We start from the raw sequence: 14,899 nt of genomic DNA on the forward strand, positions 1-14,899 counted from the left end.
GCTTTCGGTCAGTTGGCCATTCTCCATCGCTTTCCCCCGTTCCCTGACGGCAGCTTAGAAGGGAGGGGAGCAAAAGCAATCCCGCCGAACCGCCCCAAGGTGCGGCAACAATAAAACCGATCTATCGCGCTCTTTGCGCAGCGCGGGCAATCGTGATCATTTCGGCATCGGCCATGATGTCGCCGGGCGATGCAGGTGACTTGATTGCCCGTTCCGCCGCGAGCAGCCGGTCAGCCAATGTTGCCAGCCTTTCAGAGGACCAGCGCTTCAATTGACGCTCGACGCCAGCCTTTTCCTTCCAGAAAATCGCCTTGCCTTGGGCCTCGACGACCGCACGCGCATTGCCGCTGTCGCCCATTTGCCGGGCCAGACGCACGAGAAGCTGCACGCGCTTTGCCAGTGCCCGGATCGCGGGGATCCCGGCGACGCCCTGTTCGGACAATTGCGCAATTTCGCGCGCCGCTTCGCCCGGACTGCCACCCAGCACGGCATCGACAAGACGCGACAATTCCGCTTCCCCCTCTCCTGCTCCAATCGCGTCCAGCGCTACAGTGTCCGCTGTTGCGGGACGGTCCGGCGCGGCATCGAGATAGAGTGCAAGCTTTTCAACCTCGCGCGCCATCAGGGCGCGATCATTGGCGGCAGCCTGGGCCAATTGGCGCGCGGCATCCATATCTAGCCGGACACCGAGTTCGCGGGCCATTGCCGCGGCCAAGGGCGCTGCCTTTTCCGCATCAAGTGCATAGCTGATGCAGGCCAAGGCAGCCGGGTCTGCCAGCGCGCGCTTGAGCAGTGCGGACGTCGGTCGCAGGGCGCCAGCCAGAATGACCACCGGGTTTCCGGCAGCCTCCGCATCCAGAAGTCCTTCGATGGCGGACAGGCATTCGTCACCAGTCACAGTCAACCGAATGTGGCGCTTCCCCCCGAACAGGGAAATCGACGCGGCCTCATCGGCAAGCCGGGCCGGGTCTGATTTGAGCGCCGCGCCATCCAGATCGATGCGTTCCGCCTCTGGACCCATGGCCCGTTCCAGACGCTGGGCGAGGCTGCGGGATTCCGCTTCATCCGGACCATAGAGCAGGAAAAACCGTATATGCGGCGGCGGAGCATCGAGCGCGCGTTCAATCTCGGCGCGATTGGCCTTCACTTGTCTGGCGTCTGGCGCTCGGCAAAGAGCGCGACACGCGCAACAATCTGATCCGCGAGGATTTGCGACAGGCGTTCCAGGGCCGTATTTTCCGCGGCAATCGTTGCATATTCGGAACTGACGACGTCGATACCGGCATCGGATCCGGCCGTGGCATCCAGCACAACCGTGCCCTGTGCCGCATCGACCAGCCGATAGCGCGCGCGCAAGGTCCGGCGTTCACGCGTCACGGCATCGTCCCTGCGGACGCCAAAGCCTGAAATCTGGTCATCAAGCTCAACCTCAAGCCGATATTGTGCCGGCATCGCCGGATTGCGGCCAAGACGGTCATTGAGCGCGTTACGCATCAACCAGCCCGCCTTGCCATCAATCGCCGCGACATCAACGGAACGGAGCACCAGGCTGACCTTCCCGCCGCCACCACCACTGTAAAGTGGGCGCAGACCGCAAGCCGAAACAAGCAACATCAGGGCAAGGGCAAGTATCCGCATCATGCGACGATGTTAACGAGGCGGCCGGGAACAACAATGACCTTTTTGGGCGCCGCCCCATCCAGCGCACGGACCGCTTTCTCGCTGGCAAGCGCCGCGGCTTCAAGGGCGGCCTTGTCTGCCGCCTTGGGAAGCGTAAGCGTATCGCGCAACTTGCCGTTGACCTGGATCGCGATCGTCACTTCATCGTCGACGAGCAGCGCCGGATCATGCGTCGGCCAGGCCTGGGCCGCTACCAGCCCGGTCCCGCCCATGCGCATCCAGCCTTCCTCCGCCAAATGGGGAAGCATCGGCGAAACAAGGCGAGCAAGCATCAACACCGCCTCAGAGCGCGTCGCGCTCGGCTCAGCCTTTTCAATGGCGTTGACCAGTTCATGAACCTTTGCGACGGCCTTGTTGAAGGTCAGCGCCTCGATATCGACGCCTATGCCTGCAATGGCCCGATGCAAGAGCTTTCTGAGGACTGCATCCTCTCCACGCACGGTTGGCTCATAACCATCAAACAAACGCCAGATGCGATTGACGAACCGCCAGGTCCCCTCGATTCCGGCTTCCGACCATTCGAGATCACGCTCAGGCGGGCTGTCTGACAGCATGAACCAGCGCACGGCATCCGCGCCATATTGGTCGAACATCGGATCCGGATCGACGACGTTCTTTTTGGATTTGGACATTTTCTCGATTCGGCCAAGCGTGACCGGCTGGCCATCAAGCGTGACGATATCGGCACCAACCTGCTTGACTTCGCCGGGCGAAAGCCAGCTGCCGTCGGCAGATTTATAGGTCTCATGCGTGACCATGCCCTGCGTGAACAGGCCCTTGAACGGCTCTGCGATACCGATTTGCCCCATATGCTGGAGCGCGCGCGTCCAGAATCGGGCATAGAGGAGATGGAGGATCGCATGCTCGACCCCGCCGATATACTGGCCGACCGGCAGCCATTGTTCCGCTTCGGCCCGGTCGAACGGCTTGTCCTTGGGCTGGCTCGCAAAGCGGATGAAATACCAGCTGGAGTCCACAAAGGTATCGAGCGTATCCGTCTCGCGCCGCGCCGGTTCATTGCAGTTCGGGCAGGGCACATTCTTCCATGTCGGATGACGGTCGAGGGGGTTTCCGGGAATGTCGAAACTGACGTCCTCAGGCAAGACGACCGGCAATTGCGAACGGGGTACAGGCAGCGCCCCGCAGAATTCGCAATGGATGATCGGAATCGGCGTGCCCCAATAGCGCTGGCGCGACACACCCCAATCCCGCAAACGATATTGCGTCTGGCCCTCTCCCCATCCTTCATGCTCCGCACGGGCAATGACCGCGGCCTTGGCCTCGTCGCTGCTCATGCCGTTCAGGAAGTGTGAATTCACGATCCGGCCAGGTCCGGTGTATGGCGTATCGCCTTCAAAATCGGGGTCCTCATTGTCGCCTTCGGCCACAACACGCGTAACGCCCAGACCGTATTTCCGAGCAAAGTCGAGATCGCGCTGGTCATGGGCGGGACAGCCGAAGAGCGCGCCTGTCCCATAGTCCATCAGGACGAAATTGGCGACATAGACCGGAAGGTGCCAATGCGGATCAAGCGGATGCTCAACCGACAGGCCTGTATTGAAACCCTTCTTTTCGGCTGTTTCTATGTCGGCAGCAGTCGTGCCGCCCTTGCGGCACTCCTCTATGAACGCCTGCAGCGCCGGTGCATTGGCCGCAAGTTCGGTTGCCAGCGGATGATCCGCCGCAATTGCAACAAAACTCGCACCGAACATCGTATCCGGCCGGGTGGTGAAAACATCGATCCCTTCCGGAGAATCGACAAGATTGAAGGTGCATCGCAGGCCCTTCGACTTGCCGATCCAGTTTTCCTGCATCAGCCGGACTTTATCGGGCCACTGGTCAAGCGTCGCCAGCCCTTCAAGCAGATCGTCGGCAAACTGGGTGATCTTCAGGAACCACTGATTGAGCTTCTTCTTTTCGACCAGCGCTCCCGAACGCCAGCCGCGACCGTCGATCACCTGCTCATTTGCAAGCACAGTCATGTCGACCGGGTCCCAATTGACCGAACTTTCCTTGCGGTAGACGAGGCCCGCCTTCAGAAGATCAAGGAACAGCGCCTGTTCATGCCCATAATAGTCGGGCTCGCAGGTCGCGAGTTCACGTGTCCAGTCGATCGCAAGGCCAAGCCGCTTCAGCTGTGCCTTCATCGCGGCGATGTTGTCGCGTGTCCAGCCGCCGGGGTGAACCTTCTTTTCCATCGCGGCATTTTCCGCCGGCATGCCAAACGCATCCCAACCCATGGGATGGAGGACGGCGTGCCCGGTCATCGCCTTGTAGCGCGCCAGGACATCACCCATCGTGTAGTTGCGGACGTGTCCCATATGGATGCGCCCCGAAGGATAGGGAAACATCTCAAGGACATAGGCCTTTGGCTTGTCGGATTTGGCAGGCGCGACGAAAATGCCGCTTTCCTCCCACACTTTTTGCCAGTGCGGATCAGCTTTGAATGGATTGAAACGGGATGACATCGTTCAAGCAGCTTCCTTCGCGTCTTCGCGTCTTCGCGCGCAACAGAAAATCTGTCCCGCACCGCTGCCATGGCAAGGTTCGCGCCGAGGCGCGAAGACGTGAAGGGTCAATTTCTAACCGGCAATGGCGCTGCGGCGGAGATCGCGCGCCTTGGTGAGGATGATTTCCTCAAGCTTCTGAACCGTAGCGGCCTGGACCGGCGCATCGACCCAGCCCCCGCCCTGCGCCACCTGCCGCGACGCTGCGACCCGCAGCGCATCGGCCCGCAGATCCTTGTCGAGGATCGAGATGGTCAGCTTCATCCGTTCATTGGGGGATGACGGGTTGGCATACCAGTCCGTCACGATCACGCCGCCATTGGCGTCGGCCTGGATAAGCGGCATGAAGGAAATGGTGTCGAGCGAGGCGCGCCAGAGATAGGCGTTGACGCCGATCGTGGTTACTTTCGATGCCGCAATGTCGCCCTTTGCTGCTGCAGACGGCTTGCTCTTGCCCATGAGGCTGCAGCCGGACAAGGCCAGTCCGATTGCAATTGCGGCAACTATTGGGAGGGGCCTCGACATGGCAAACTATCCTTGGAAAAACGTCACTCGCGCGCCTTATAGGCAGGTTTTGTCATCCCGCAAGCACCGAGACCGCGGCAGAGTGTTGAGCAATTGCAACAACTCGCAACAAAGTGACTCAAACACCTGTGCATCGCGAACGAATCTATGCTAGCGGACTGAATGCAGGAGTTTGATTCTCGAACATGAACCGTCGTGCAACTCTTTTGACCAGTCTCGCGGGCGCCGTGTGCGCGATCGCGCTTGCTGGCGCGCCTGCGGTTGGAGCTTCGGCAAACAATTTCCTGTCGAAGCGGTTGGCAACCACGGCGCCACGTGTGGGAATCGGTAGTTATACGCCAGTTGCAGCGGATCCGGTGCTTGCCGCAGCCCTTGCGCGAAGCGGCTTCAACAGCACAGGTTTTCGTTTCACACCGGCGGCAGTGAGCAATCGCAACCGTGCTGTCACGGTCGCGGTCCGCGCCCGGACCGGAGTCCTCCCGAGTGAAGCAGATCGAGTCGCGGCAGGGACACCTGCAACCCTTGGTATTGCTCCAGTTGCCTATAGCCTCGGCGTGGGCGTGGGCTGGAAGCGGTTTGCCTTGTCTGGTGACGTAACTCGCGTCGATAGTGGTGCATTGCCCGGTGGCCGTGAAGCCGCGGATGTTGCAGTGAGCTACAACGCGCGCAAATGGAGCACACGCCTTCAGGTTGCCGCTGATCGGCCGACTGGAAACGCGCCGCGGACGATTTCTGGCAATGAAAGTGTCTCGCTCGATGTTGGCGGCGCTTATCGTCTGACCCGCAATCTCGATGTGACGGCGGGCGTGCGTTACCGTTCCGAGCGGAACCGGCTCGAGCCTTTGACCGACAACCGCCGTGACAGTCAGGCCATTTACGTCGGGACAGCGTTCCGCTTCTGATGTGTCAGGCTGCTGATTGCGGCCCACCCATGAATTTTGAATAGTGACAGCGAACGCCCCCGCTTGCGCGTCATGCCGCCAAGCGCGATCACGGGCACGCGGCTGCCCCTGATCAGCAAGCCGAACCGACTGCGGCCAAGAGCGCGCGCACCGGGATGCGATGCTGTGGGGAAGACCGGCGAGACAAAGAGCAGCTGCGCGCCATTTCGTTCTGCGGCAATCCGTTCGCGCAATGAGTGAACCGGCGCCGTCACGGCGCCAAAATGCCTGCCATGTGCACCCCCAGGGCCTCCTGCAAGAAGCGTGAGTCGCCGGGCTCGAGCAATCAACCTGATCTTGCGAAACAGGTCGAGCCGCTCAGCGCGCGCCAGGCTGTAGTGCCTGAAAATCACGCCGGCGCCTTTGGGTAAGGCCATGAGCGCTGGCCACAGCGCCTCCCCCATGCGCTCATCCGTCATCAGCCAAAGTCGCGGCAGGGCAGGATTTTGACGGCAGAGGTGGCGCTTCGGCATCTCCATTCCTATAGCGGCCGAATGACAGAAGACGCAAAGGCCAGACTGGACAAGGTGTCTGCGAACATCGCGCGGGCCGCAAAGCTTTCGGGTCGACGCGCCGACGACATACAACTGATTGCCATTTCAAAGACGCACCATGCTCCTGCAATCCGCCCGCTGCTCGAAGCCGGCCATCGCCGTTTTGGCGAAAACCGGGTGCAGGAAGCACAAGCCAAATGGCCGGGACTGCGTGCCGAGTTCCCTGACGTGGAACTCCATCTTGTGGGTCAGCTGCAGTCGAACAAGGCAGAGGATGCGGTGGCACTTTTCGATGCGATTCACTCGGTTGATCGTCCTTCGCTAGTCTCCGCACTCGCCAAAGCGCAGCAGAAGACGGGACGTCATCCAGTTTGTTTCATTCAGGTCAATATTGGCGATGAACCGCAAAAGGGCGGGTGCCCGATCAAGGATCTGCCCGACCTTATTAAGGAGGCGCGCTCCGCAGACCTCGATCTTGCGGGTCTGATGGCAGTTCCACCGGCCGATTTGGAAGCAGCCCCCTATTTTGCGTTGCTGGCCAAGCTTGCGCGGGATCACGGCCTCAAAGGACTCAGCATGGGTATGACCGGCGACTATGAGACCGCCGTCAAGCTGGGTGCAACGCATGTTCGTATCGGCAGTGCCCTGTTCGGAGCGCGCGGGTAGGCTGGTTAAAGCTGGTGGCCGGTCCGGTCCCGCTTGGTTGCGAGATAGCGTTCATTGTGCGGATTGGGAGGCAACTGGTGGGGCACGCGCTCCACAACCGTGATCCCCGACTCTTCCAGGCCTGCCACCTTTTCTGGGTTGTTGGTCAACAGGCGGATGCGGTCCTGACCCAGCAACTGAAGCATGCGCGCAGCGACCCCGAAGTCGCGCGAATCGACAGCAAAGCCTAGCCGGAGATTGGCATCGACGGTATCAAATCCCTGATCCTGCAGTTGATAGGCGCGCAGCTTGTTGATGAGGCCGATGCCACGACCTTCCTGTCGCAAGTATAGCAGGATGCCCCACCCATGTGCCGCTATCAGCCGAAGGGCAGCGTCAAGCTGCGGGCCGCAGTCGCATTTGAGGCTCCCCAGGACATCGCCCGTCAGGCATTCGCTGTGAAGGCGAACCAGAGGCGCTTCGCCATCAGGTTGACCAATAATCAGTGCAACATGCTCGCCCGCCATCTCCGGGCTCCGAAAGGCAACAAGTTCAGCTTTTTCCGAAGCGGCAACAGGGAGCCGGGCCCGAGCCGCGATGGCCAAGCGCTCCGGGGCATCCCAGTCGTGAACAGCCTTTCCTAAAATGCTCTCAGCAGCATTCTGAACGCCTGAAAGAAGAAAGAATGCGGGCAGAAGACCTGCATGGCGCGCAAGTTCCAGTGCTGCCGCGCAGGCAAGCGGATGGTCAACATCTCGCGCAGCAAACGGGCCCATCAGGGGGTTCGCAAGGTCCGTCGCCGGATCGGCCAAGGCAGTGGCTGCTGCCAGATCCAGCCAGGATGTCCTGGCTACGACAACCGGCTCACCCAGCGTCGCAGCTGCCCGCTGGTTCGCCAGCTTCAATGTCACCGCGCGACTTGAAGAAATGAGTATGTCTGCCTTTGCCTCAGGGTCGAAGGCCGAGAGACGCAGCGCATCGGCGCTTTCGATCGCAAGAACGGTAATGGCCTCGTCGATCGCGACAGGCCAGCCGCGACGCAAGGCATCTATGGCCCGGGCCGTGGCGCGCGGGTCACTCAAAAGGCAAACTCTGTCACGATGGGAATATGGTCAGAGGGCTTGTCCCAATCGCGACAGGCTTCATGGACCGTATGGCTGACCGCCTGTTCGCGCAGGGACGGTGACGCCCACATATGATCCAGCCGTCTGCCACGATCTGAAACCGCCCAGTCCTTTGCGCGGTAGCTCCACCAGGTGAAGAGCCGCTCCGGCGCTGGCACAAAATGCCGTCCGAGATCGACCCAATTGTGACTCGCTTGCAGGCGGGCAAGCGTCTCCACTTCAATGGGTGTGTGGCTGACAACATCGATGAGTTGCTTGTGATTCCACACATCGGATTCGAGCGGCGCAATATTGAAATCGCCCGTCAGAATTGTCGGTTCGGACAGCGAAGACGACCAGTCGATCATCCGCCCGAGAAAATCGAGTTTCTGGCCGAATTTCGGATTCTGCTCCCGATCCGGAATATCGCCGCCCGCAGGGACATAGACATTTTCAAGCAAGATGCCATTCGGGAGCCGCACCCCGATATGGCGCGCTTCGCCATTATCCTGCCAGTCATGACTGCGATCTTCGACAAGCGCCACCTTGCTCAGGATTGCCACGCCGTGGTGCATCTTCTGCCCGTTGATGACAATGTGCGGATAACCCAGGCTCTTGAGTGCCTCCATCGGAAAGACGGCGTTTTCTGCCTTGGTTTCCTGCAAGCAAAGAATGTCCGGCGCCATTTCCCTCAGGAACCGCGAGACGATATCCAGCCGGAAACGAACAGAGTTGATGTTCCAGGAAGCGATCTTCATGCCATGGCTCTAAGCATCGGGCCTCACCCTCGCAAGCACCAAGACAGTTTGGCTGGCTGCCCTCTCCAAAACGGAAAGACCCTCACTCCGGGGGCATGGAGCGAGGGTCAACCGAGCGTTCGTCACGCTGGCGAGTTTCGGAAACAAACGCGGTATCGAGCAACAGGGGGGAATCTCGAAACCAGTCTCCGTAACTGCCTGTCCGGTTATAGACTGGTTTCCTGTCGCCAATATGAATGACTTGCTCAGTGACCCCTCAAATTAGGCCGAGGATCGCGCCATTTGAACGCTTCGTCGGACACAGGCGTGTTGAATGACTGTCCTGAAAGGCGAATGGAAGTCCGGTTTCCTTGACTGTCGATCGTGACCCAGCCCTGCAGCATCAGCCCGGCAGGTGCTGTTGCCTGACGCGAAAAGGCCAGCGTGATGACACCGAATTCAGGCCGCTTCGGGTCACGGGCCTCCACGACCACAAGACGCGGGTCGGCTGTCTCGACGACCTTGGCAAAGCGGGTCATGTCGCGATTCGGGTCAAGCAGAACGCCGAGCGGCGAATTACCGATCGGCCAGCGCTGCACTTGCCGTACCGAATAGTCGATGAACGTCAGGGCCTTGCCATCTCCAACCACCAAGATTGGCACACCCTTCTCATATTGGAAGCGGATCTTGCCGGGTCGCTTGAGTGTCAGCGTCCCATTGACGGCTTTTCCGGCCTTGTCCGTCTGTACAAAGCTTGCGGTCATTGTCGTGACGGCTTTGAGGTGCGAAGAAACCGCCGCCAGGTCGCTCGATTGGGCAAAGGCTGGCGCTGCGATTGCAATGGCTGCAGCCGCGCCAAGAAAACGAAAGGACATGCAAAACTCCACTTTGGGATAGCCGGAATGCCCCCCGCCAGTTGAACGGCAACTGAATCTATATAGCATGCCCTTCGGCATCGATCAGGACTTCGCGCCGGCCGACATGATCCGGCCGACTGACCAGTCCTTCACTTTCCATTCGCTCAATGAGGCGCGCGGCACTGTTGTAGCCCACGCGCAACTGGCGCTGGACATAGGATGTAGACGCCTTTTGGCTCTCGGCAACAACCTGAACGGCGCGTCGGAAGAGCTGGTCTTCCGGACTGTCTTCGCCTGAAGGCGCGCCGTCGATTGTCCAGCCGCCATCTTCAGGCTCTTCGGTGACCGCCATGATATAGTCAGGCGTTCCCTGAGAGCGCCAATGATCCGCAACCGCGCGGACCTCGTCATCCGAAACGAAGGGCCCATGGACGCGCGCGATCTGCTTGCCGCCCGGCATGTACAGCATGTCACCCTTCCCGAGCAGCTGCTCGGCACCCTGCTCTCCAAGGATGGTGCGAGAATCGATCTTCGAAGTGACCGCGAAACTGATCCGGGTCGGCAGGTTCGCCTTGATTACGCCAGTGATGACATCGACCGACGGACGCTGGGTTGCCATGATCAGGTGGATACCCGCCGCACGTGCCTTCTGGGCAAGGCGCTGAATCAGGAATTCGACTTCCTTGCCTGCCGTCATCATCAAGTCGGCAAGCTCATCGACAATGATGACGATTTGCGGCAGCGGCTCATATTCGAGCTTTTCTTCTTCATAGACCGGCTGGCCGGTTTCTGCATCATAGCCCGTCTGGACCTTGCGGCCAAGTTGTTGGCCCTTCGCCTTTGCGGCGCGTACCTTGTCGTTGAAGCTCGAAAGCCCACGCACGCCGAGCGAGGCCATCATCCGGTAGCGATCCTCCATCTGCTCGACCGCCCATTTAAGGGCGCGGATCGCCTTTGCAGGCTCGGTCACCACAGGCGAAAGCAGATGCGGAATATTATCGTAGATGCTGAGTTCAAGCATCTTGGGATCGATCATGATCAACCGGCACTGGTCCGGTGTCAGGCGGTAGAGCAACGAGAGGATCATCGCATTGAGCCCGACAGATTTGCCAGAGCCGGTCGTGCCCGCAACAAGAAGGTGGGGCATTGGTGCAAGATCGGCAATCACGGGATCTCCCGCAATATTCTTGCCAAGGATGATGGGAAGCTGTGCAGTCTGGTCCTCAAATGCCTGGCTCGACGCCAGTTCATGGAACACCACCGATTCCCGCCGCGCGTTGGGCAGTTCGATACCGATCACGCTGCGACCCGGGATCGTTGCAACGCGCGCCGACATGGCAGACATGTTGCGAGCGATATCGTCCGCCAGTTGGACGACGCGGCTCGCCTTGATCCCGGCAGCCGGCTCAAGTTCGTACATTGTTACCACAGGGCCTGGACGCACCTCGACGATTGCGCCCTTGACATGGAAATCGTCCAGTACGGATTCGAGCAGCCGCGCATTGCGTTCCAGTCCGGCCTTGTCGATCTGCGGGCCCGAAGACGGGGGCGCCTTCTTGAGCAAGTCTAGCGAAGGCAGCACGTAACGGTCCTTCAGGTCAAACGCAGACTGGGCCGGCTTCTTGGGTGGCTGGGCCGGCGCTGGCTTGGACGCGCCCAGATTGATGATCGGCTTGCGATCATCGCTGCGCGGCGGCGGGGCCGGGCGCGGCTCCGGCTGCTTGATTACCGGCGGCGGCGCGACATAGTCATCCACGTCGTCGGTCGCACGGAAACGCCTGCGGAACAACCAGCCCCGTTCATCCGCATCCAGCCCCAAAGCGATCGACCACACAACAATGCCACCAATCGCCAAAAGGGTCGCAACGCCCAGTCCAACTAGGCGCGCAAGTCCCGGATCGCCAATGAACCCGATGCCCCATTCAAGGGCGCCAGCGCCAAGATAGCCTATTGCACCGCCAAGACCGCCCGGCAGTCCTGCAATTGCGTCCGACTTGAAAAGAGAAAGAGCAATATCAATCAGCACGACGCCACCCAAGGCGCGAACCGCGCGCTGACGCCATCCGGTCACCGGTGCGCCACGCCAGAGCCGCGTTGCAGCCACGATGACAAGCGGCACAAACAGTGCAGCAGCCGGACCAATCAGCGACAAGAGAGCGTCCGAAATCCAAGCGCCCGGAACACCGATCAGGTTGCGTGCCGGCCCACCTGCTGCCGTATTGAGCGAAGGGTCGCTCGGGTGATAGCTTGCTAGCAAAAGGGTCAAGATCAGCGCCCCTAGACCCAAGCCAACGGCCCCGAGCATCGCACCGCTGCGGATCGCGCTGCGCTTCACTGAATCCTGCCATGTTTGCGCCCGACTGGCCATTTGCGCCTCCCGTTCCCGTGCGCTTTCTGTTCCTTGGCCTGCTTAATGCGCCGGGTGGTGACTCGCCGTCAAGAGTCTGGCCGAAATGCTTGAGTCACACGCCATTTCGCCTAGAAGCAGGGGATGGACTCACATGACGTCATTATCCTCGGCGGGGGCCTGGTCGGGCTCACGCTTGCCATTGCCCTCGAACGCCATGGCTTGACGGCGGCCGTCGTCGATCCGCTGGATCCGGAAAAGGCCCTTGCTGCCGGTTTCGACGGGCGGGCAAGCGCCATCGCCAGTGCCAGCTGGCGGATGCTCGATGCGCTGGGCATTGCGGAGACACTCAAGCCCCACGGCTGCGCCATTCACCGCATCGAAGTCCGCGATGGACTACAAAAGGACGCTCTCGACTTCACAACAGCCGAAGATGACGAGCCTCTGGGCTATATGCTTGAAAACCGGACGTTGCGGCAGACGCTACGTGAGGCAGCCCTGGGCGCCAGGGGAGTCACACTCCACATGCCCGACCGGGCAGCCAGCGTCGAGCGCAATGAAGCCGGCGTGCGCATGACCCTCGCGAGTGGAAAGCAGATCCGGGGCCAGCTCCTCCTAGCATGCGAGGGACGCAAATCGCCGACGCGAGAGGCGGCAGGCATCCGCACCGCAAAATGGGGCTATGATCATGTCGCGATCATTTCGGCCTTCGATCACACGAAGGACCACAATAATATCGCGCATGAAATCTTCTATTCCGCTGGCCCGTTCGCACTCCTGCCACTCAATCCGGGCACACGCTCGGCGCTGGTGTGGACAGTGGGTCCCAAGGATGCCGAGGGGGTGCTGGCACTTTCGGAACGTGCCTTCCTTGCAGAAGTCACAAAGCGCGCCGGGGGATTATTGGGAGAGATTTCGCTCGCTGCTCCGCGCTCCAGCTATCCGCTGGATTTCCATCACGCAACACGGATCACGGCGCAGCGGCTGGCGCTGGTCGGAGACGCGGCGCATGGCTCGCACCCGATTGCCGGCCAAGGGCTCAACCTTGGCTTTCGCGATGTCGCGGCGCTCGTTGAAGTGCTGGTTGATGGCGCGCGGCTGGGGCTTGATCTTGGCGATGCCCAGCTGCTTGCCCGTTACGAACGCTGGCGAAGTGTCGACACGCTCGCTGTTTCGCTGGCAACGGACACGCTCACGCGCCTCTTCGGCATTCCGGGCAAGCCCGCGACCGCCATCCGCCGCTTCGGGCTTGGCGCGGTCCAGAAACTGGCGCCGCTCAAATCGATCTTCATGGCCGAGGCGCGGGGCACAAGCGGGGACCTGCCCAAATTGCTTCAGGGCGCGGTCGTCTGAGGCGAAAGGACCCGCGCCTCCTCGACCAGCATGACCGGGACTCCATTTCGCACCGGATAGGCAAGCCCCGCCGCTTCAGAGATCAATTCCTCTGCGCCTTCATCATAGATCAGTCTCGTCCGCGTTATAGGACAGACCAGAATGGCAAGCAGGTCCGGATCGAGACTCACTGGAGCGTCACGCGCTCTTCCCCGTCATGCCGCCCAAAGAAATGGAGCAGCTGCACAATCAGTTCAGCCCGTTCTGACAGGCTGTTGGCTTCGAGCAAGGCCTGCTTCGATGCTGCATCAAACGGGGCAATCTGGGCAATGCCATTCACCAAGGCTTCGTCATCAAGGCGCGAGACGGATTCCCAATCCACAGCATAGCCCTGCGCCGTCGCAAAACGCCTTGATTCGGTTTCAAGCGCCGCACGCTCGGCAAGCGCGAGCGATTCATCTTCGGGATCAGCAACAAGCTCTGCTTCGATCTGGCGGAACGGCGTCTTCACATCGAGTTCGCGCACCAGCCGGAATCTCGACCGCCCCTCGAGAACGATGTTATATCGACCATCATCAAGCGCTTCGACCTGCGAAATATGGCCGACGCAGCCCATCATGTAGAGCGGCGGCTTTTCCCCGCCGCCACGCGGCTGGATCATCGCAATCATGCGATCCCGAGCCAGAGCGTCTGAAACCAGCGCGCGGTACCGCGGCTCGAAGATGTGGAGCGGCAAATGCATGCGCGGAAAGAGCAGCGCACCCGCCAGCGGAAAGACAGAGAGGCGCGTGAGCGTTTGCGTCGTCATGTGAAAAGCACCGCAGAAAGCCTGCGCCGCTGCGCGGAAACCCAGGGGTCCTCGATCCCGACAACCTCAAACAATTTGAGCAATTGGGATCGGGCTGCGCCCTCGTTCCATTCACGATCCGCAGCAATAATAGAAAGCAGCGCGTCGGCCGCTCCATCCCGGTCTCCTGCCGCCATCAAACCGCCCGCAAGTTCAAACCGCAATGTGTGATTGTCCGGGTCTGTGGCAACCTCGGCCTTCAATCCCGAAAGATCGTCAACCGGCTTCACATCCCGCGCCAGCGTCAAGGCGGATACAGCCCGCCCGATTGCAGGATCCTTGGCCAATTCGGGGTTCAACGCCGCAACCTGCGCTTCTGCCGCATCGAGTTCGCCAGCGGCGACATGCGCGCGAATTAGACCCGACAATGCCGCGGGATGGTCCGGAGCCATATCCAGGATCTGCGAAAAGATTGATGCCGCCCGCGCGGCGTCTCCGCCGGCCAGCACCTCTTCCCCCATGGCGACCAACGGCTCGATTTCTGCCTCCAGGGACTGGGCTTCGCCCTGCACCGGCAATTGTTTCAGCAGTTGGTCGAGCATGCGGCCAAGCTGAGCCTCAGTGCGTGCCTGCGTCAGGTCTGCGACGGGTTGGCCCTGGAACAGGGCATAAACCGTGGGGATCGACTGCACACGGAATTGAGCCGCAATGAACTTGTTTTCATCGACATTGATCTTGACCAGCTTGACGCCCTTGTCCGCATAATCAGCGGCTACCTTTTCCAGCACGGGCGTAAGCTGCTTGCACGGGCCACACCATTCCGCCCAGAAATCGACAATCACGAGGTTGGTCATCGAAGGCTCGACCACATCGCGGCGAAAAGCCTCCACGACTTCGCGTTCGTTTGCACTCAATCCCAATGTCGCCACGTGATGCTCCTTGTC

General features: G+C 60.6%; 15 protein-coding genes. 3 read left to right on the forward strand and 12 right to left on the reverse strand.

Annotation, left to right across the window (positions count from 1 at the left end; all coding sequences use genetic code 11):
• Window positions 1-121: 121 nt before the first annotated feature.
• The 4 genes from holA to K0O24_RS01020 form a co-directional block, all read right to left on the reverse strand.
• On the reverse strand, window positions 122-1,147 hold the full coding sequence (gene holA / locus K0O24_RS01005) for a DNA polymerase III subunit delta (RefSeq protein WP_219893992.1): 1,026 nt from the start codon (window positions 1,145-1,147) through the stop codon (window positions 122-124).
• A complete protein-coding gene (gene lptE, locus K0O24_RS01010) occupies window positions 1,144-1,641 on the reverse strand; it encodes an LPS assembly lipoprotein LptE (protein ID WP_219893993.1) in 498 nt (165 codons plus the stop codon). The genes holA and lptE overlap by 4 nt, the downstream gene beginning before the upstream one ends.
• Window positions 1,638-4,148 carry a leucine--tRNA ligase gene (leuS, locus tag K0O24_RS01015; protein ID WP_219893994.1) on the reverse strand — a complete coding sequence of 837 codons (2,511 nt, stop codon included), beginning with the start codon at window positions 4,146-4,148 and terminating at the stop codon, window positions 1,638-1,640. Before leuS ends, lptE begins: the two co-directional genes overlap by 4 nt.
• A gap of 114 nt (window positions 4,149-4,262) precedes the next feature.
• Window positions 4,263-4,712, reverse strand: coding sequence for a DUF3576 domain-containing protein (locus K0O24_RS01020; protein ID WP_219893995.1), 450 nt, complete (start codon window positions 4,710-4,712; stop codon window positions 4,263-4,265).
• 185 nt (window positions 4,713-4,897) lie between these two features.
• Between K0O24_RS01020 and K0O24_RS01025 the strand changes: the two genes are divergently transcribed.
• The gene (locus K0O24_RS01025) at window positions 4,898-5,614 is read left to right on the forward strand and encodes a hypothetical protein (protein WP_219893996.1); all 717 of its coding nucleotides are present in this window, start codon (window positions 4,898-4,900) and stop codon (window positions 5,612-5,614) included.
• Here the strand turns inward: K0O24_RS01025 and K0O24_RS01030 are convergent.
• Window positions 5,587-6,126, reverse strand: coding sequence for a thiamine phosphate synthase (locus tag K0O24_RS01030; protein WP_219893997.1), 540 nt, complete (start codon window positions 6,124-6,126; stop codon window positions 5,587-5,589). The genes K0O24_RS01025 and K0O24_RS01030 overlap by 28 nt on opposite strands.
• Before the next feature lie 21 nt (window positions 6,127-6,147).
• Between K0O24_RS01030 and K0O24_RS01035 the strand changes: the two genes are divergently transcribed.
• On the forward strand, window positions 6,148-6,813 hold the full coding sequence (locus tag K0O24_RS01035; RefSeq protein WP_219893998.1) for a YggS family pyridoxal phosphate-dependent enzyme: 666 nt from the start codon (window positions 6,148-6,150) through the stop codon (window positions 6,811-6,813).
• A 5-nt stretch (window positions 6,814-6,818) separates the two neighbouring features.
• Here K0O24_RS01035 and ribA read toward each other — a convergent pair whose 3' ends face one another.
• From ribA to K0O24_RS01055, 4 genes are all read right to left on the reverse strand, one after another.
• A complete protein-coding gene (gene ribA, locus K0O24_RS01040) occupies window positions 6,819-7,874 on the reverse strand; it encodes a GTP cyclohydrolase II (RefSeq protein ID WP_246611081.1) in 1,056 nt (351 codons plus the stop codon).
• Window positions 7,871-8,653, reverse strand: coding sequence for an exodeoxyribonuclease III (locus tag K0O24_RS01045; protein ID WP_219893999.1), 783 nt, complete (start codon window positions 8,651-8,653; stop codon window positions 7,871-7,873). The genes ribA and K0O24_RS01045 overlap by 4 nt, the downstream gene beginning before the upstream one ends.
• A 245-nt stretch (window positions 8,654-8,898) precedes the next feature.
• The gene (locus K0O24_RS01050) at window positions 8,899-9,507 is read right to left on the reverse strand and encodes a LolA family protein (protein WP_219894000.1); all 609 of its coding nucleotides are present in this window, start codon (window positions 9,505-9,507) and stop codon (window positions 8,899-8,901) included.
• A gap of 58 nt (window positions 9,508-9,565) precedes the next feature.
• Entirely contained in the window at window positions 9,566-11,857 is a 2,292-nt protein-coding gene (locus K0O24_RS01055; RefSeq protein WP_219894001.1) for an FtsK/SpoIIIE family DNA translocase, read from the reverse strand.
• A 123-nt stretch (window positions 11,858-11,980) separates the two neighbouring features.
• On the opposite strand from K0O24_RS01055, the gene K0O24_RS01060 reads away from it, so the two are divergent.
• Window positions 11,981-13,189 carry an FAD-dependent monooxygenase gene (locus K0O24_RS01060; protein ID WP_219894002.1) on the forward strand — a complete coding sequence of 403 codons (1,209 nt, stop codon included), beginning with the start codon at window positions 11,981-11,983 and terminating at the stop codon, window positions 13,187-13,189.
• On the opposite strand, the gene K0O24_RS01065 is transcribed toward K0O24_RS01060, so the two are convergent.
• Genes K0O24_RS01065 through K0O24_RS01075 form a run of 3 tightly spaced genes read right to left on the reverse strand, consistent with a single transcriptional unit; the run spans window position 13,171 to window position 14,884 of the window.
• Window positions 13,171-13,359: a Trm112 family protein gene (locus K0O24_RS01065; protein ID WP_219894003.1), complete on the reverse strand. Its 189-nt coding sequence runs from the start codon at window positions 13,357-13,359 to the stop codon at window positions 13,171-13,173. The genes K0O24_RS01060 and K0O24_RS01065 overlap by 19 nt on opposite strands.
• Window positions 13,356-13,976 (reverse strand): LON peptidase substrate-binding domain-containing protein, encoded by a 621-nt coding sequence (locus K0O24_RS01070; RefSeq protein ID WP_219894004.1) that lies wholly within the window; start codon window positions 13,974-13,976, stop codon window positions 13,356-13,358. Before K0O24_RS01070 ends, K0O24_RS01065 begins: the two co-directional genes overlap by 4 nt.
• Window positions 13,973-14,884: a tetratricopeptide repeat protein gene (locus tag K0O24_RS01075; RefSeq protein ID WP_219894005.1), complete on the reverse strand. Its 912-nt coding sequence runs from the start codon at window positions 14,882-14,884 to the stop codon at window positions 13,973-13,975. The genes K0O24_RS01070 and K0O24_RS01075 overlap by 4 nt, the downstream gene beginning before the upstream one ends.
• Window positions 14,885-14,899: the final 15 nt, after the last annotated feature.

The organism is Aquisediminimonas profunda (assembly GCF_019443285.1).
GTDB lineage: Bacteria > Pseudomonadota > Alphaproteobacteria > Sphingomonadales > Sphingomonadaceae > Aquisediminimonas > Aquisediminimonas profunda.

Coding starts and splice junctions, on each gene's coding strand:
- K0O24_RS01030 (WP_219893997.1), bottom strand. CDS start 6,126: ATGCCGAAGCGCCACCTCTGCCGTCAAAATCCTGCCCTGCCGCGACTT.
- K0O24_RS01020 (WP_219893995.1), bottom strand. CDS start 4,712: ATGTCGAGGCCCCTCCCAATAGTTGCCGCAATTGCAATCGGACTGGCC.
- K0O24_RS01025 (WP_219893996.1), top strand. CDS start 4,898: ATGAACCGTCGTGCAACTCTTTTGACCAGTCTCGCGGGCGCCGTGTGC.
- K0O24_RS01060 (WP_219894002.1), top strand. CDS start 11,981: ATGGACTCACATGACGTCATTATCCTCGGCGGGGGCCTGGTCGGGCTC.
- K0O24_RS01070 (WP_219894004.1), bottom strand. CDS start 13,976: ATGACGACGCAAACGCTCACGCGCCTCTCTGTCTTTCCGCTGGCGGGT.
- K0O24_RS01045 (WP_219893999.1), bottom strand. CDS start 8,653: ATGAAGATCGCTTCCTGGAACATCAACTCTGTTCGTTTCCGGCTGGAT.
- K0O24_RS01055 (WP_219894001.1), bottom strand. CDS start 11,857: ATGGCCAGTCGGGCGCAAACATGGCAGGATTCAGTGAAGCGCAGCGCG.
- K0O24_RS01050 (WP_219894000.1), bottom strand. CDS start 9,507: ATGTCCTTTCGTTTTCTTGGCGCGGCTGCAGCCATTGCAATCGCAGCG.
- lptE (WP_219893993.1), bottom strand. CDS start 1,641: ATGATGCGGATACTTGCCCTTGCCCTGATGTTGCTTGTTTCGGCTTGC.
- leuS (WP_219893994.1), bottom strand. CDS start 4,148: ATGTCATCCCGTTTCAATCCATTCAAAGCTGATCCGCACTGGCAAAAA.
- K0O24_RS01035 (WP_219893998.1), top strand. CDS start 6,148: ATGACAGAAGACGCAAAGGCCAGACTGGACAAGGTGTCTGCGAACATC.